The 16,493-nt window shown below is 59.0% G+C and carries 14 protein-coding genes and 2 tRNA genes; 11 read left to right on the plus strand and 5 right to left on the minus strand.

From position 1 onward, the window contains the following. The coding region (locus AC2I9W_RS07100) for a HAMP domain-containing protein (protein WP_486409308.1) at positions 1-842 on the minus strand (842 nt) is incomplete at its 3' end. 179 nt (positions 843-1,021) lie between these two features. On the opposite strand from AC2I9W_RS07100, the gene AC2I9W_RS07105 reads away from it, so the two are divergent. Genes AC2I9W_RS07105 through AC2I9W_RS07115 form a run of 3 tightly spaced genes read left to right on the plus strand, consistent with a single transcriptional unit; the run spans position 1,022 to position 2,880 of the window. Continuing rightward, positions 1,022-1,885 (plus strand): 3',5'-nucleoside bisphosphate phosphatase, encoded by an 864-nt coding sequence (locus AC2I9W_RS07105; RefSeq protein WP_486409309.1) that lies wholly within the window; start codon positions 1,022-1,024, stop codon positions 1,883-1,885. An 18-nt stretch (positions 1,886-1,903) separates the two neighbouring features. Further along, positions 1,904-2,548: an L-threonylcarbamoyladenylate synthase gene (locus AC2I9W_RS07110; RefSeq protein WP_486409310.1), complete on the plus strand. Its 645-nt coding sequence runs from the start codon at positions 1,904-1,906 to the stop codon at positions 2,546-2,548. A gap of 11 nt (positions 2,549-2,559) precedes the next feature. After that, complete coding sequence (locus AC2I9W_RS07115) at positions 2,560-2,880, plus strand: hypothetical protein (RefSeq protein WP_486409311.1); 321 nt, start codon at positions 2,560-2,562, stop codon at positions 2,878-2,880. A 1-nt stretch (position 2,881) separates the two neighbouring features. Here AC2I9W_RS07115 and AC2I9W_RS07120 read toward each other — a convergent pair whose 3' ends face one another. Further along, positions 2,882-4,141 (minus strand): methyl-accepting chemotaxis protein, encoded by a 1,260-nt coding sequence (locus AC2I9W_RS07120; protein ID WP_486409312.1) that lies wholly within the window; start codon positions 4,139-4,141, stop codon positions 2,882-2,884. Between the two features lie 230 nt (positions 4,142-4,371). On the opposite strand from AC2I9W_RS07120, the gene AC2I9W_RS07125 reads away from it, so the two are divergent. The 5 genes from AC2I9W_RS07125 to AC2I9W_RS07145 all read left to right on the plus strand — a co-directional run bounded on the left by AC2I9W_RS07125 (position 4,372) and on the right by AC2I9W_RS07145 (position 11,468). After that, entirely contained in the window at positions 4,372-5,040 is a 669-nt protein-coding gene (locus tag AC2I9W_RS07125; RefSeq protein ID WP_486409313.1) for a site-2 protease family protein, read from the plus strand. 43 nt (positions 5,041-5,083) lie between these two features. Continuing rightward, positions 5,084-6,385, plus strand: coding sequence for a tryptophan--tRNA ligase (locus AC2I9W_RS07130; RefSeq protein ID WP_486409314.1), 1,302 nt, complete (start codon positions 5,084-5,086; stop codon positions 6,383-6,385). Between the two features lie 90 nt (positions 6,386-6,475). Next, complete coding sequence (locus AC2I9W_RS07135) at positions 6,476-7,189, plus strand: response regulator transcription factor (protein WP_486409315.1); 714 nt, start codon at positions 6,476-6,478, stop codon at positions 7,187-7,189. A 113-nt stretch (positions 7,190-7,302) separates the two neighbouring features. Further along, complete coding sequence (locus tag AC2I9W_RS07140; RefSeq protein ID WP_486409583.1) at positions 7,303-8,988, plus strand: FecR family protein; 1,686 nt, start codon at positions 7,303-7,305, stop codon at positions 8,986-8,988. Positions 8,989-9,104: 116 nt separating this feature from the next. Continuing rightward, positions 9,105-11,468 (plus strand): CHASE2 domain-containing protein, encoded by a 2,364-nt coding sequence (locus AC2I9W_RS07145; protein ID WP_486409316.1) that lies wholly within the window; start codon positions 9,105-9,107, stop codon positions 11,466-11,468. A gap of 66 nt (positions 11,469-11,534) precedes the next feature. Here the strand turns inward: AC2I9W_RS07145 and AC2I9W_RS07150 are convergent. The 3 genes from AC2I9W_RS07150 to hrcA form a co-directional block, all read right to left on the minus strand. Beyond that, positions 11,535-11,611 (minus strand) — tRNA-Arg (locus AC2I9W_RS07150). 116 nt (positions 11,612-11,727) lie between these two features. Then, positions 11,728-11,804, minus strand: a tRNA-Ile gene (locus AC2I9W_RS07155). Positions 11,805-11,856: 52 nt separating this feature from the next. Next, positions 11,857-12,864, minus strand: a complete 1,008-nt coding sequence (gene hrcA / locus AC2I9W_RS07160) for a heat-inducible transcriptional repressor HrcA (protein WP_486409317.1) — start codon at positions 12,862-12,864, stop codon at positions 11,857-11,859. A gap of 29 nt (positions 12,865-12,893) precedes the next feature. Between hrcA and AC2I9W_RS07165 the strand changes: the two genes are divergently transcribed. From AC2I9W_RS07165 to rapZ, 3 genes are read left to right on the plus strand one after another with little or no spacing between them, the layout of a single operon-like run. Continuing rightward, positions 12,894-13,793 carry an NAD kinase gene (locus tag AC2I9W_RS07165; protein WP_486409318.1) on the plus strand — a complete coding sequence of 300 codons (900 nt, stop codon included), beginning with the start codon at positions 12,894-12,896 and terminating at the stop codon, positions 13,791-13,793. A 2-nt stretch (positions 13,794-13,795) separates the two neighbouring features. Beyond that, positions 13,796-15,559: a DNA repair protein RecN gene (gene recN / locus AC2I9W_RS07170; RefSeq protein WP_486409319.1), complete on the plus strand. Its 1,764-nt coding sequence runs from the start codon at positions 13,796-13,798 to the stop codon at positions 15,557-15,559. 3 nt (positions 15,560-15,562) lie between these two features. After that, entirely contained in the window at positions 15,563-16,486 is a 924-nt protein-coding gene (rapZ, locus tag AC2I9W_RS07175; RefSeq protein ID WP_486409320.1) for an RNase adapter RapZ, read from the plus strand. Positions 16,487-16,493 lie beyond the last annotated feature (7 nt).

Below are 16,493 nucleotides of genomic sequence, written 5' to 3' on the forward strand. Positions count from 1 at the left end.
CCTGTGGCGATCTGGCCGGAGGCCGAAGACACCGATTCCACGCCCGAGCGCACCTGACCAACCACGGTGCGCAGGCGCTCTGCCATGGTGTTCAGCGAACGGAGCAAATGCCCCAGCTCGTCCTGGCGGTTGTCACTGACAGCCGCCGTCAAATCGCCTGCAGCGATCTTGTCAGCCAAAGAAACCGCTTCCTGCAAAGGAGCTGTGATGGTGCGCAAGATCCACATGGCAGCCATGATGCTCAGCAACACAATCACCGCACTGACCACGCCAATGATCCAGTAGGCCCGGGACTGCATGGCCTCTCCATCTGCCATGGCTTGCAAGCGAATGCGGTCCTGCAACTCCACAAACTGCTGCTGGGCGGCGATATAGCTTTGTGCATGCGGGCGCAACTGTTTTTCAACCAGCTCCAGCGCTCCTTCGTGATTGTCCGCATCAATGGCGGCCTGTACAGCGGCATTGCTTTGCAAGGTTTGGCTGCGCTGCTGAGCAATCACATCCAACGCCTGCAAAGAGGCTGCATCAGTCGCAACTGCCTGTAATTTTTTTTGCACCTCGGCAATCTGGTTCTGGCTATTCGCCAGCAATTGCTGCTGCTGTGTGATCAAGGCAGAGTCGCTGGCTGTCGCCGCAACAATGGTGTGATCCAGACTTTTCTCTGTCAGGTTGCGCCACATATTGGCAAGAGTCACCGCATCCTGTGCGCGGGTGGCTTCGGTTGCGACCTGGACGTACACGCGATCCAGATAAGCAAGACTGCCTCCCAGCACCATCAGCAAGCCAAGCAAGAGCCCGACCACCAGACACCATAGCTTTTGCGACACCGAAAATTGATTCATATTCCTTCGCCTCTCTCCACACCCTCGGCTTTGCACCACGCTGCAAGGGCCTCTTCAGCCTTTTCCACTCAGCTGATGACATTCAGCTTATCGGTAACTTGACCGCGAAGTTTAGTTTTGTGTTTCTTACAGAGCGATGTCTCTGCTGCTATTCCTAGACGAGCCGCCTACAATGAGTCGTGCCCCAAACCTATCTGAACGCAGACCTGCATTGCCACTCCGTCATCTCCGACGGCACCCTGACTCCCGAGCAGCTCGCACAACGCGCAGTCGAGCGGAGTGTCGAACTATGGGCGTTGACGGATCATGATGAGGTCGGAGGTCAGACACGTGCAGCAGCGGCTGCCAAAGCAGCTGGACTGGACTATCTGACGGGCACCGAAATTTCCGTCAGCTTTGCAGGTAGTGGCGTTCACATCGTCGGACTGGGTTTTGATGCCGACAACGCTGCTCTGAAGCAGGGCCTGCATGAAACCCGCAATGGCCGCGAACCGCGCGCCCGCGAGATGGCCCGCCTGCTGGAGCAGGCAGGCATTCCCGGCGCCTATGAAGGCGCGCTGCGCCATGCCGGCAACCCCGCACTGATATCACGCACCCACTTCGCCCGCTTTTTGGTGGAAAGCGGTGTCTGCAAAGACACCTACGACGTCTTCAAACGCTACCTGACCGAAGGCAAGCCAGGCTATGTCTCCCATGTCTGGGCCAGTTTGCAAGACGCCGTGCGCTGGATTGTGGATGCAGGCGGGGTTGCGGTGATTGCTCACCCGGCACGCTACGAACTGAGCAAGAACGAGGAGTACGCCCTGTTTTCCCAGTTCAAAGAGCTGGGCGGGCAAGGCGTGGAAGTCATTACCGGCAGCCACCGCCCCCATGAATATGGGACCTATGGCGATATAGCCCTTGAATTTGGGCTTGCGGCATCGCGGGGTAGTGACTTCCACAGTCCTGCCGAGTCACAGATTGACCTGGGGCAGTTGCCATATCTGTCCAGCCAGCTCACGCCTGTCTGGGAACTGTTGCAGGACCGTATACAGCGCGCATGAATCACGGAGAAAAGTCCCATGACCACCGTCTTTGAAGTCTATCCAGAAAACCCTCAGCCACGCATCCTCAAGCAGGCGGCAGAGATGCTGCGCAAAGGCGCGATCTTTGCCGTTCCCACCGACTCCAGTTATGCACTGGTCTGCCACCTTGATGACAAGCATGCCGTCGATCGCCTGCGCCGCATCCGTCAGATCAACGACAAGCACCACCTCACACTGTTGTGTCGCGACCTGTCGGAGCTGGCCAATTACGCCCGCGTGGACAACCGCCAATACCGCCTGCTCAAACTGGCAACACCCGGCCCCTACACGTTTATTCTGGAAGCCAGCAAGGAAGTTCCCAAGCGCCTGAGCCACCCTTCACGCAAAACCATTGGCTTGCGTGTCCCTGATCGCAAAGGTCTGCAGCTGTTGCTGGAAGAATTGGGCGAGCCTCTGCTGGCGACCACGCTGATTCCGCCTGGAGAAAGCGACCCGCTCAATGATGTGGATGCCATCCTCGAACACTTCCCCCATGAGCTTGATGCCGTGGTCGACTCAGGAGCCTGCCCTCAGGAGCCAACCACTGTGCTGGACCTGACCCCTATGGCGCTGAACAACCCGCCGACCGTAGTACGTCAGGGACTGGGCAGTCTGGAAGACATAGGCCTTCAGGCGGAATAACAGAGTCCGGTATGCAACCACTTCCTGCACCCGACTTCGTACAGCTCCACTGGCCCAAGCTCATCGCAGCACTGCTGGTCTGGTCACTGGCTGTCGCTGCCATGTTCTGGAGGCCCTCTCAGCTCTGGGTGGTCTATGCCATCGCTACTGCCTGGACCTCCTGGAACATTCAGGCTTATGCCCGTGGCAAAGCATTTCATGTGTCACCCGGCCTGTACGCAGAAGCCGAAGACTCTCTGAGCAAGCGCCGCCTGATGCTTGCCATCTCCTGTGCTCTACATCTGAGCTTTACCGCTTTAGCGGCTTACAACTACCTGTACAAGCAAGCCTAGCTCAAACGACCTCTTCGTAAACCAGTTCACGGGCGCGCGCTCCCTGAGCCGGCACGGACAGTCTGGTGCGCGGAGCCGCCATGCCAACAGGCGCCAATGCAGGCATCGGCTCGTCATCGAGTTTGAAAGCCCCAACGGCCTGCTGCAAATCCTGTGTGCGCGCATTCAACGCGGCTGCTGCTTGCGATGCCTGCATGACCAGCGCTGCGTTCTCCTGATTGGTGCTGTCCATATGCGCTACCGCAGTATTCACATGGGCAATGCCCTCGCTTTGCTGCTGCAGTGCCCCGGAAATTTCGCCCAGAAGCCCGGTAACCTGCCCCACGGACTGCATGATGTCTTTCATGGTGCTGCCCGCTTGCTCCACCAGGCCCGAGCCGCTTTCAACCTGGGCCACGCTTGCCGTAATCAGCTCTTTGATTTGCTTGGCCGCTTCGGCACTGCGCTGGGCCAATGAGCGCACCTCGCTGGCCACCACGGCAAAGCCCCGGCCTTGCTCACCGGCACGCGCCGCCTCCACCGCCGCATTGAGGGCCAGGATATTGGTCTGAAAGGCAATGCCTTCAATCACCTGAATGATGTCAACGATCTTGCGCGAGCTGCCGCTGATGGCATCCATGGTGTGTACCACCTGATCCACCACTTCACCACCACGCCCTGCCGTGGCCGATGCCGTCACCGCCAGAGAACTGGCTGAATGGGCCCGCTCCGCGTTCTGGCGCACCGTCACCGTGAGCTGCTCCATGCTGGCCGCCGTCTCGGTCAGTGCGCTGACCTGCTGCTCGGTACGGCTTGAGAGGTTGGAGTTGCCGGCATCAATTTCGTAAGCCGATACCGCCAGAGAATCCGTGGACTGTTTGATGCGCCCCACCAGCTCGGTCAGCGTGTCTTCCATGGTGCTCAGTGCCGTCAGCAGGCGGCCAAACTCACCCTCGGCATTGGAGGAAAACTCCTTGCTCAAATCCCCCGAAGCCACGGTCTCCGCAATCAAAATGGCTTCCTGCAAGGGGGCCACAATGCGGCGACGCAAGCTGACCCAGGACCAGGCGCAGGAAATACAAATCCAGCACCCCAAGCCCAGCAACCACCAGCGCGATAGCTCCACCTCGCTCAGCAGCGCCTGCCCCTGCTGAGTGCTCAGCGAGCCCGTTTTAAGCGCCGCCAGCACATCCGTCATTGCCGACCAGGCAATCCCCATCAATGCCAGCACAAACACGCTGATGCTGACAAATGCAATCACCAGTCGATTGCTCACCGTCATATTGGTCCCCTTGCTCAACCCTGCTGAACATTTTGTTATCTTTTGATTTCATCGACTTGCGCAAGCCTGCCCGCCAATCTGCGCTTTCAAAGCAGAGCATTCGCAAAGACGTTGCATTTTGCAACATTTGCTTGATTGCGCAACTATGTGCCACCCGTATTTCTGCCATTGCCAATGTCTTGCCCATGAACATGACAGCGGTAAGACGCTGTGTCTGAGACAATCAGCGCGTGGAATTTACTGAACTCATACAAACCGTACTGATCTACGCACTGCCTGTGCTTTTCGCCATCACTGTCCATGAGGCGGCACACGGCTATGCTGCGCGCCACTTTGGCGACAACACCGCAGCCATGATGGGTCGCATCACGCTCAACCCCATCAAGCACATCGATCCCATTGGCACCATATTGATGCCTTTGCTGCTGTACTTCGCCACATCGGGAGCCTTTTTGTTCGGCTATGCCAAGCCCGTTCCCGTGAACTTTGGCCATCTGCGCAACCCCAAGCGCGACATGATTTGGGTGGCGCTGGCAGGGCCGGCCTCCAACTTTGTACAAGCCATTTTCTGGGGCCTGATCCTGATCTTGCTGGTGGGCACCGGTGTGCACGAGCGCTTCTTTCTGGAAATGTGCCGCGCCGGCATCATGGTCAACTTGGTGATGTGGGCCTTCAACCTCTTTCCGCTGCCGCCGCTGGACGGCGGCCGCATTCTGGTGGGCCTGCTGCCCTGGAAGCAGGCGCAACAGGTCGCTCGTGTCGAGCCTTATGGCTTCTTCATCGTCATGGCACTCGTCATTGCCGGCATTGTCGGCACCTACTGGCTGCGCCCTCTGATGAGCCTGGGCTACTCCGCCATTGACCTGATTCTTTATCCCTTCATGGCCTTGCTGCGCTGATGGCGCGTCCTTGGTCTGCTACTGATATTTGTTGTTGATTCCTATGAGCACCACCCGTTTTCTGACCGGCATCACCCCCAGCGGCACCCCTCACCTGGGCAATTACGCAGGCATGATGCGCCCGGCCATCGAAGCCAGCCGCGACAAGGGCGTAGAAAACTTCTACTTCCTGGCCGACTACCACGCACTCATCAAGTGCCAAGACCCCGAGCGCGTTCAGCGCTCCACCATCGAGATTGCCGCCAGCTGGCTGGCCGCTGGGCTGGATCCCGAGCACGTTACCTTCTACCGCCAATCGGACATTCCCGAGATTCCCGAACTGACCTGGTTTCTGACCTGCGTGACCGGCAAGGGCCTGCTCAACCGCGCCCATGCCTACAAGGCCGCTGTGGATAAGAACAATGCCTCGGGCACCGAGCCGGATGACGGCGTGACTGCAGGACTGTTCATGTACCCCGTGCTGATGGGCGCCGACATCCTGATCTTCAACGCCAACAAGGTTCCCGTGGGCCGCGACCAGGTGCAGCACCTGGAAATGGCACGCGACATGGCCTCCAGCTTCAACCACATTTATGGCGGCGAATACTTCGCCCTGCCCGAAGCCGTGGTGGAAGAGTCCGTTGCCACCTTGCCCGGCCTTGACGGCCGCAAGATGAGCAAGAGCTACAACAACACTATTCCGCTGTTTGCACCCCGCGAACAGCTCAAAAAGCTCATCAACAGCATTACCACCGACTCGCGTGCACCTGGCGAGCCCAAGGAAGTCGAAGGCTCGGCCTTGTTCCAGATCTATCAAGGCTTTGCCAGCGAAGAGGAAACCGCTGCCCTTCGCAAGCTGTATGCCCAAGGGATTGCCTGGGGTGACGCCAAGCAGATGCTGTTCGAGCGCATCGACCGCGAAATCGCCCCCATGCGTGAGCGCTACGAATACCTGATTGCCCACCCCGCAGAGCTGGAAGCAATTTTGCAGGCCGGTGCCGTCAAGGCACGCAAGCTGGCTACTCCGCTGCTGCAACAACTGCGCAGCGCCGTGGGTATTCGCAACCTGGCCCAGGCCAGCCAAGCCAAGGCCAAGGTGGCCAAGGCAGCTTTGCCCCAATTCAAGCAATACCGCGAAGCCGATGGCCAGTTCTACTTCAAGCTGGTGGCCGCCGACGGCCAGTTGCTGCTGCAAAGCCAAGGCTTTACAGCCCCCAAAGAAGCCGGTCAAAGCATTGGCCAGCTGCAGCGCGAAGGTGCAAAGGCCCTGGAGGCACTCAAGCCCCGCCTGCAAACCGTGGAAGGCGTCAGCGACGAGCAGGTCATCCAGGCTCTGGAACAGTTGCGGGAAGCCGCAGAGCAATAAACTGCTCTCTATCAATGTAGAGAGAGCTGCCTGCGCGCCCTCAGGCAACAGGCAGCACCCATGCAATCCTTAGCGCTAAAGGAATGATGAATGCGTATTGCCGCCTTGGATGATGATCCTCTGCAACTGGAATTGCTGCGTGAAGTCGCAACAGACGCTGGACACAGCTGCCACACGTTTCTCAAAGGTGCGACGCTGCAGCAGGAGTTGCGACGCGAGAGCTTCGACCTTTTGCTCATCGACTGGGAGCTGCCCGACACCAACGGGCCAGACGTCGTGCGCTGGGTACGTGCGCAGGTCAGCAAGGATGTCCCCATCATCTTTGTGACCCACCGCAGTGAAGAAGCCGACATTGTGGAAGGCCTGGCCAGCGGCGCCGATGATTTCATGATCAAGCCCATCCGGGCAGGCGAATTGCGCGCCCGTATCTCTGCACTGCTGCGCCGCGCCTATCCTCTGGCCTCGCAAAGCGTGCTGAACTTCGGCCCCTATCGCTTCATCACGGCCACCAATGGCATTGAGATCGACGGCAAGCCCGTGGAAGTGACCCACCGCGAATACACGCTGGCACTGACCTTGTTTCAGAACCGGGGTCGCCTGCTCTCGCGCGACCATCTGCGTGAGGTCGTCTGGGGTCATAACGCCGAAGTGCAGTCGCGCTCACTGGACACCCATGTCTCACGCCTGCGCAATCTGCTGAACCTGCGGGCGGGTCAGCCCTATGCCATCTCGGCCGTCTACGGCTATGGCTACCGACTCGACGCACCAGAAACCGCAGACCCTTCAGACCCGCAAAGCACTTGATTTTTCATAGCTAAACAGCCATACCCAGTCTTCACAAAATGCCTATTTCACGTCAATTCCGCCACCCCGCCCCCAACACGCCGCCCTCGCTTGGCTCCCGCGTGGTCTGGGTCATGGCTGCCGGGTTGACCATGGCATCCCTGTCCCACGCCCAGATCGCGCCACGCGGCAGCGATGTCATTGCACACCGCGTTGTCACTGGCGACACACTGGAAGTGCTGGCCGCTCGCTACCTGGGCGACCGCTCGCGCTGGACCGCACTGCAAAGCCATAACAAGGTGGATGACCCCTTCCGCCTGCGCCCCGGATCGGTGCTGGAAATCCCCGCGCGCCTCTTGCGCGCTGCCGCCGCCTCCGTAGAGTTTGTGCAAGGTGATGTGCGCCGCACCCGTTCTCTGGATCACCTGGCGGACTCCGCCGATGCCACGCCCGAGCCCGTACAAAAAGGTCAGCAGCTGCAAGAGGGCGATGCGCTCAAGGTTCCCGCCAATGCCTTTGTCTCCGTGCGCCTGGCTGATGGCTCGCTGGTGCGTGTACAGTCCGAATCCGATGTGGAACTGCGCCAAATGCGCCGCAAGGGCCGTGCCGGTAGTCTGCAGTCCGTGCTGGACTTGCGAGAAGGATCGGTAGAGGCCTCCGTACCCAGACAGTCCAGCAATCAGCCTCATGGCGAGCGTCGCTTTGAAATCCGCACTCTGGCGGCTTCGACCAGTGTTCGCGGCACACAATTTCTGGTGCTGACCGACCGCCAGGGCCAGACGGCTGCGGCCGTAGATGAGGGTTCTGTGGCCGTACAGGCCGGTCAGCCCTCGGCCTTGCTCAAGCCCGGTCAGGGCCTGGCAGTTGCAGCTAACGGCTCTCTGGGCAAGCCCACGCCCATGCTGGACGCGCCCGATGTGTCAGCCTGGCCTGCAGTTGCCGAAGATGCCAACTGGGTCAGCCTGCCCCTGCCCGTCATGAAAGGGGCCGTGCGCTATCAAGTAGTGATTGCTCACGACAAGGATTTGACCCAGATCGTGCGTAGCGGCCTTTTCACACAATCGCCCGCTCGGCTTACGGGCGTGGACGATGGCGACTACATTGCTGCCATTCGTGCCATGGATGCCAACGGCATTCCCGGCAAACGCAGCTTTCATGCGCTGCGTGTCAAAGCCCATCCCGTGCCGCCGCTGTACGAGTCCCCCGAGCCCGGCGCCACCATCGGCCTGGGCCAGCACGGCCTGCAATGCACCAAGGTGGCAGAGGCTTCTGCCTATCGCATTCAGGTCAGCGCGGCTGATGGCAACTTTGCCCAGCCTGTCATCGATGCCAGCGACCTCAAGGACTGCGCCCTGCCAGCCAGTACTCTGGCCAAGCTGCCCGCCGGCTCCTATCAGTGGCGCGTGGGCAGTATTCGCACTTTGAACAATGGGCAGCCCGACGCCGGCCCCTTTGCCGCGCCCCAGACGCTGAAGCTGGCGCAAGCGCCTCAATCCCCAGAGCTGCAAATGGGTGGCAGCCCCGGTGAAGGCAGCCGCAATATCCGCTGGCAAGGCGAAGAGGGAATGCGCTACCACATCGTCGTCGCCAGCGAACCGGGCTTTGCCGCACCCATGGTCGACACCTGGGTGACGCAGCCGCAATGGAGCACGCAGGACTTGCCTGCAGGGTCTTACTACCTGCAGATGCAGGTCGAAGATGCCAACGGCCTGCGCAGCAATTTCTCTGCCGCACGGCAGTTTCAGACCGGCAACTGGGTCACTTCTGCCGAAGGGCAGCCACTGACTTCCGGTGATGGCTCACGCCTCATGCGCCAGTAAAAACAATAGCTGCATGCGCCCATCTGCAATGAACTTCAGATTGATTCAATCATCAAACCATTGCAGCAAAAGCGCTATCAGCTATGGTTTTATAAGCAACCTCCTAGCCTGACTCCATGCAGGAAGCTCCTGGCCCCCGCAAAAGCCGTTTGCAAGACCTGCGTCTGAGCTGGCTGCTACTCAGTGCTTTCTTGCTTGGCATGACCTGGTGGCTCAGCGGCAGCCAGCAACTGGCCCGGGTCAACGGCATCATTCAGGACACCTCGGCCTGGCTACACCAGCGCCCAGCCTCCCCCGAGATCATCATCGTCGCCGTCGATGACGACAGCATCAGCAGCATTGGCCGCTGGCCATGGCGCCGTGCACTGCATGCCGCCGTGATTGACCACATCGCTCAAGGCCAGCCGCGCGCCATAGGCATGGACATCGTCTTCAGCGAAGAAGACTGGGACTACCCCGAAGACGACCTGCTGCTGCAAAGTGCTCTGCAAAAAAGCGGCAAGGTGGTGCTGCCCGTCACGCGCTCGGCCCAGGGCAGTGTCACCCTGCCTTTGCAAGAGCTCACCAAGGCCGCCGCAGCGCTAGGCCACACCCAGATGCCCGTGGATGCCAACGGAATGGTGCGGCGCTTCTACGCTCAGGAAGGCACGGCAGATGAGCTTTGGTGGCATATGGCGCTAAGCCTTCACTGCATTGGCGAAACCCGTCTTGCCTGCCAGCAAAAGCCGGTATCTGCGGAAGCGCTGCCCGCCACCGCCTCCTCCACATGGCAGCGCCACAACCCTCAGATCGTCACCTTTGCATCAGCGGCGCAAGATCGCCGCAAAGGCTATCAGCCGCCTTTCACCACGTACTCCTACATTGACGTGCTGCGCGGCGATATTCCAGCCGCCACGTTTCGCGGCAAATATGTGCTGATCGGTGCCACTGCCGCCGGACTGGGCGAAAAATTCACCGCCCCCATTGGCCTGGATGCGCGCCTGATCTCCAACGTGGAGATGCAGGGCCATGTGCTCAACGGGATTTTGCAGGACACGCACCTGAAGCCGGCCGCGCCCCTGCTCAATCGTGCTCTCAACCTGCTGCCAGTGTTGCTGGGCCTACTGGCTCTGGCCTGGTTTGGCCCCTCGGGCGGCTTACTGGCAAGCGGCTTGCTGGCCTTACTATGCCTGCTGGCAGCCGGCCTGGCACCACGCTGGGGCCATATACAAACCGCCCCGGCAGCGGCGCTGCTGGGCTTGTCGCTTGCCTACCCTTTGTGGAGCTGGCTGCGACTGCGCGCTGCCACGCGCTTTCTGGCGCTGGAGCTACAAGATTTGCAAGGCCAGGGCCTGCCAGCCCTCTCATTCAAAAACGATGCCCTTGATCAGCGCATTGCTGCCGTAGAGCACGCCTCTCGCCAACTTCGCGCCCTGCATCACTTCGTCAGCGAAAGCCTGCGCCAGCTGCCCTCGGCCACCTTTGTCTGCGACCGCGATGGATATCTGCTTCTCGCCAATACCGCCGCTCATCGCTACATACAAAGCCTGGGCGAAAACCTTCAGCAAGGCGATGACCTGGTGCAGTTGCTAAGCGGGCTGAGCAACGCCACCAGTCACGACTACCGCTCAGCGAACCTGCCAGCCAGCAGTGCTCCGCTGCTCACCCGCGCCGCCTTGCAGCAAGCGCGCTTGCCCCAGCAAAGCGAAGGGCGTGACACACAGGGGCGCTATCTGATGCTGCTAAGCCAGGCCTTCGAGGCCCCACCCACTTCGGGCTGGCTGATTACCCTGATCGATATCAGCGACCTGCGCAGCGCACAAGCCCAGCGTGATCAGGCCATGCAGTTCATCTCGCACGATATTCGCTCGCCAATCGGCTCCATCATCACCCTGCTGGAGATGCAGCAAACCAGCAAGCGCATCGAGTCCGAAGAATTGCTGTTTGCACGCATTGAAAGCTACGCCCAATCTTCGCTACAACTGGCCGACGACTTCGTGCACCTGGCTCGCGCCCAGCAGCAACACTACCGCAGCGAAATGCTGGAGCTGGGGCTGCTAGCCGATCAGGCAGTCTCGGACTGCTGGACACAAGCCCAGCAACAAAACGTCGATCTGATGTTTGAATTGCCAGAAGCCGAAGCATCTGTACGCGGAGACCCTGGCCTGCTGCATCGCGCTGTCATCAACCTGCTGACCAACGCCATCAAATACGGCAAGCCACAAGACTCTGACGCACACACCACGGTCGAAGTCAGCATCACCGATCAGGGCAAGCATTGGGGCATTGCCGTGCGTGATCACGGCCCCGGCATGGATGAAGACTCCCTCGCCAGACTCAGCCAGCCCTTTGAGCGACTTCAACAGCACCAGCGCATTGATGGCGTTGGCCTGGGCCTGACCTTCACGCGCACCGTGGCTCAACGCCATGGAGGCCGCCTGCTGATCCAGAGCCAGCTAGGCCAAGGCAGTAGCTTTACCTTGCTGATTCCCAAGGCCTGAGAGCACTTCCACCCTCCAGATACGAAAAAACCTCAGAACTTTTCAGTTCTGAGGTTTGACGTTTTTTGGTGCGGCTGGCAGGAATCGAACCCACGACCCCTTGGTTCGTAGCCAAGTACTCTATCCAGCTGAGCTACAGCCGCAACAGGGTTGTATTCTAGCAGCGTAAAAACGGCCTACAGATCAAATCTGGCAATTTTTTCACTGCATCCAAAGAAAAAGCCTGCTATCTACAAGACAGCAGGCTTTCAATGTATTTTGGTAGGGCGTGACAGACTTGAACTGTCGACCAAAGGATTATGAGTCCTCTGCTCTAACCAACTGAGCTAACGCCCCAACACTGACAACAGCCGTGGCCGCCACCAGAAAAACTTCGCTATTGTAGGGCCTAACGCTTGTGGCTCAAGGCATTGCTCACCAGTTTGGATGTGATATCCACAATCTGAATCATCTTGTCGTAGTGCATGCGTGTGGGCCCTATCACCCCCAAGGTCCCAACCACCTTGCCATCGAGCTCATAGGGAGCGCTCACCACAGACAGATCTTCGAACGGCACGGTCTGGCTCTCTCCACCGATATAGATGCGCACACCATCAGCCTGATTAGAGAAATCGAGCAATCGCAGAATCTGCGTTTTTTGCTCAAAAAGATCAAAGGCCCGCCGCAGATTGCCCATGTCGCTGGAGAAATCACTGACTGACAGCAGGTTGCGCTCACCCGCGATCACCACATCCTCCTGGTCGTGGCTGCTCATGACTTCTGTGCCTACATTAACCGCAGCCTGCATAAGTGCCGCGACCTCTCCACGCAATTGCTCGACTTCGCCCTGCAGTCTCGTACGCACCTCTTCCATCGTCAAACCAGCGTAATGATGATTGAGGAAATTAGAGGCTTCGAGCAACTGAGAAGACTGGTAATCCACATCCGTAAAAATTACGCGGTTTTGCACATCTCCTTCTGGCGAGACGATGATGACCAGAAAGCGGCGCTCAGACAGGCGCACAAACTCAATATGTTTGAAGACCGAGCTGCGCCGCGGCACCATGACCACGCCCACAAACTGGGAGAGGTTGGACAGCAGATTCGCCGCATTGGCAATGACCTTTTGCGGCTGTTCAGGCATCAGACCGGGCGTTACAAGGTCGGACCGTTCCACAGTCAGCATGGTGTCGACAAACAGTCGATACCCTCTGGCGGTCGGGACACGTCCTGCCGATGTGTGAGGACTGATGATGAGCCCCATTTCTTCCAGGTCGGCCATCACATTACGGATGGTGGCAGGCGACAATTCAAGACCCGAGGCACGTGAAAGAGTGCGCGATCCGACTGGTTGACCATCAGCGATGTAACGTTCGATCAGCGCTTTGAGCAATAACTTGGCACGTTCGTCGAGCATGATTTGATTTTAATGATGTAATTTCCAAGATGACATCCACGTTCCACCATATTGCCTTGATCGGCAAGTACCACACACCCGCCGCAGGCGCGCCATCCGAAGCTGCCAGCACGGCACTTCGAAGGATTGCGGACTATGTGCGCAGCCAGGGTTGTGAGGTGATTCTGGATACCCAGTCCGCTCTTAATTCCGGCATGAGCGACTACCCGAGCATGGATGTAGACGGCCTGGGCAGACATTGCGACTTGGGTCTAGTCCTAGGCGGGGACGGCACTATGTTAGGCGTGTGTCGCCATCTGGCTCGCTATGGCACGCCCCTAGTGGGTATCAACCAGGGCCGCCTGGGCTTTGTGACCGATATTGCCCTAGAAGAGTTTGAAGCGTCCATCACGCCCATTCTGCACGGCGAATATGAGGAGGATGAGCGTCCTCTCATGCACGCACGAGTCATGCGTGAAGGGCAATGTGTATTCGAAGCACAAGCCATGAACGATGTCGTTGTGAACCGTGGCTCAACCTCTGGCATGGTAGAGCTTCGCATTGAAGTCGGTGGGCGCTTCGTCTCCAACCAGCGCGCCGACGGCCTCATTGTGGCTTCGCCTACAGGCTCGACAGCATACGCGCTTTCAGCTGGAGGCCCCATGCTTCACCCATCCATTCCCGCCTGGGTCATTGTTCCGATTGCCCCACACAATCTCTCCAACCGCCCCATTGTTCTGTCCGACTCTCAGGAAGTGACGATTGAGGTCGTGGGTGGGCGAGGCGATGCCAGTGCCAACTTTGACATGCAATCTCTGGCCTCCTTGCAGCATGGCGATCGCATTCTGGTCAAACGCGCAGACCACAGCGTGCACTTTTTGCACCCCAAAGGCTGGAACTACTACGCCACCCTGCGCAAAAAACTGGGCTGGAACGAGGGAGGCGTCTGAACATGGCTTTGAAGCGCATCGTCTTGCAGGACTTTGTCATTGTTCAAGCACTGGATCTGGACTGGCAGTCTGGATTTACCGTTCTGACTGGCGAAACCGGTGCCGGAAAATCCATCATGCTAGACGCGCTGCAACTGGTCCTCGGTGCACGAGCCGATGCTCAGGTCGTGCGCGAGGGCTGCAGCCAAGCCGATATCTGCGCGGCATTTGATTGCCCGACTGATTTACGCCCCTGGCTGGAAGAAGCAGGCTTTTCGCAAGAGCCTGACCTGCTGCTGCGCCGCGTTATAGACAGTCAAGGCCGCAGCCGGGCATGGATCAACGGCTCTCCCGCCACAGCCACGCAGCTGCGCCATCTAGGCGAGCAGCTCATAGACATTCATGGTCAGCATGCCTGGCAAAGCCTGACCCGTCCGGATGCTGCGCGTGCCATGCTGGACACCTATGGCGGTATTGACACTGCAGCACTCAAGGCTCTGTGGCAAAGCTGGCGTCAAAGCCACCAGACGCTGGAGCAGGCGCTGGCAGCCCAAGACAATCTGCAGCGCGAGCGTGAGCGCCTTCAATGGCAGATCTCCGAGCTGGAAAAGCTCTCCCCACGCGCTGATGAGTGGGATGAGCTCAACGCACAACACACCCGGCTCTCTCACGCGCAAACCTTGATGGACTCTGCCCAGACCTGTTTGCAATTACTGGAAGATGATGACTCAGGTGCAGCCAACCCTTTAGGCAGAGCGCACCACTTGCTACAAGATCAAGAGCATCTGGAGCCTCAGTTTCAGAACATTGCCGATGTGCTGGGTTCCTGCGTCGCTCAGCTGCACGATGCTCGTCACTCCCTGCAGGCCTATTTGCGCCGTGCCGATCTGGATCCCGAGCTGCTGGCCGATCTGGACGAGCGCCTGTCACTGTGGATGCAATTGGCACGCCGCTACAAGCGTACCCCCGAGGAGTTACCTGCCTTGCTCGAAGGCTGGAAGCAAGAGCTGCGTCAGCTAGACGCCGCCGTCGATGTCGATGGCTTACGCGCAACTGAACAGGCTGCGCATCAGAAATATCTGCTCGAAGCACGCCAGATTTCTCAGCAACGTGCTCTTGCTGCACCGCGCCTGTCGCGAGCCATCACTCAGTCCATGCAGACCCTGGGCATGAAGGGGGGGCGCTTTGAAGTACAGTTGGAACAAGCCGAAATCGCCAGCCCTGCGGGCTCGGACAGCATTACCTTTCTGGTCGCAGGCCACACCGGCGCCACCCCAAAACCTATTGCCAAGGTGGCATCGGGCGGCGAGCTTTCGCGCATCTCGCTGGCCATTGCCGTGACCACCAGCGAACTCGGCCAGGCCGAGACGTTGATCTTTGACGAAGTGGATTCAGGCGTGGGTGGTGCCGTTGCCGAAACAGTGGGCCGTCTCATGCACTCCCTGGGTCACTCGCGCCAGGTGCTGGCCGTCACCCACCTGCCCCAGGTAGCCGCCTATGCCGATCAGCATTACCGCGTCACCAAGCGTCCAAAGTCCAACACCACCATCAGCAGCGTGGATCCGCTAACGGGCGAAGAGCGCGAGATGGAGATGGCTCGCATGTTGGGGGGAGAGCATTTATCCGAAGCAACCATGGCTCATGCCAGAGAAATGCTGAGCATGGCAAGATCGTCATCACAACAGCCGGCTGCAGACACCATCGTGCAGCCTTCGGCCAGCAAAGTCCGCGGCGACAAGCCAGCGGCTACGGCGCGCAAAAGCAGCAGCAAAGTCAGGGGAGTGTGAATCATGTCTATGGAGATTGTTCTGATCAGCGGCATGTCCGGGTCGGGCAAGTCCGTTGCGCTGCATGCGCTGGAGGATGCAGGCTACTACTGCGTGGACAATCTGCCGCCTGAGCTGCTTCAATCTTTTGTCGAACTCAAGTACGCGCAGCAAGACGCCAAGGTCGCTATTGCCATGGATGCACGCAGCGCCAAGGGACTGCCTCAGTTGCCTGAACAACTGGAGCGCTTGGATGCACTGGGGCTGAAACCCCGCATGATTTTTCTGGACGCTGGCACAGGCACTCTGGTGCGCCGCTTTTCCGAAACACGCAGACGCCACCCCCTGTCGCCCGGCGCGCAAACCAATGAGCGTCAGGCCTTAGTCCAGGATATCGAGAAAGAACGCGAGCTGCTGAGCAGCTTGCGCGAGCGCTCCACCATCATCGATACCAGCGATCTCAAATCCTCCCAGCTGCAAAGCTATATCAAGCAGGTCATTCAGGCCCCTGCAGGTCAGATGACGCTGCTGTTCCAGTCCTTTGGCTTCAAGCACAGCATTCCCGCAGACTCGGACTACATCTTCGATGTGCGCATGCTGCCAAACCCGCACTACGAGAAAGACTTGCGCGCACTGACGGGGTTGGATCAGCCTGTGATTGATTACCTGCAGCACCTGCCTGAAGTGCAACAAATGCAGCAGGACATTCAGCATTTTCTCGAGCGCTGGCTGCCGCTGCTGGCAAAAGACCATCGCAGCTATGTCACCGTGGGCATTGGCTGCACGGGCGGGCAGCATCGCTCCGTTTACCTGACCGAAGCCCTGGCCAAACACTTTGAGAAGCAGTGGCCTACCGTGCGCCGTCATCGCTCGCTGGATTTTCGTGGCAAGTTCATGCAGATATCGCAGCAGTTTTTCGGCACTGACTCTGCTCAAGCGCCTCACTGAAGACCTC

This window comes from Comamonas sp. FUJ_7, assembly GCF_057369555.1.

Coding starts and splice junctions, on each gene's coding strand:
- AC2I9W_RS07110 (WP_486409310.1), top strand. CDS start 1,904: ATGACCACCGTCTTTGAAGTCTATCCAGAAAACCCTCAGCCACGCATC.
- AC2I9W_RS07115 (WP_486409311.1), top strand. CDS start 2,560: ATGCAACCACTTCCTGCACCCGACTTCGTACAGCTCCACTGGCCCAAG.
- AC2I9W_RS07120 (WP_486409312.1), bottom strand. CDS start 4,141: ATGACGGTGAGCAATCGACTGGTGATTGCATTTGTCAGCATCAGCGTG.
- AC2I9W_RS07130 (WP_486409314.1), top strand. CDS start 5,084: ATGAGCACCACCCGTTTTCTGACCGGCATCACCCCCAGCGGCACCCCT.
- AC2I9W_RS07135 (WP_486409315.1), top strand. CDS start 6,476: ATGCGTATTGCCGCCTTGGATGATGATCCTCTGCAACTGGAATTGCTG.
- AC2I9W_RS07140 (WP_486409583.1), top strand. CDS start 7,303: ATGGCTGCCGGGTTGACCATGGCATCCCTGTCCCACGCCCAGATCGCG.
- AC2I9W_RS07145 (WP_486409316.1), top strand. CDS start 9,105: ATGCAGGAAGCTCCTGGCCCCCGCAAAAGCCGTTTGCAAGACCTGCGT.
- hrcA (WP_486409317.1), bottom strand. CDS start 12,864: ATGCTCGACGAACGTGCCAAGTTATTGCTCAAAGCGCTGATCGAACGT.
- AC2I9W_RS07165 (WP_486409318.1), top strand. CDS start 12,894: ATGACATCCACGTTCCACCATATTGCCTTGATCGGCAAGTACCACACA.
- recN (WP_486409319.1), top strand. CDS start 13,796: ATGGCTTTGAAGCGCATCGTCTTGCAGGACTTTGTCATTGTTCAAGCA.
- rapZ (WP_486409320.1), top strand. CDS start 15,563: ATGTCTATGGAGATTGTTCTGATCAGCGGCATGTCCGGGTCGGGCAAG.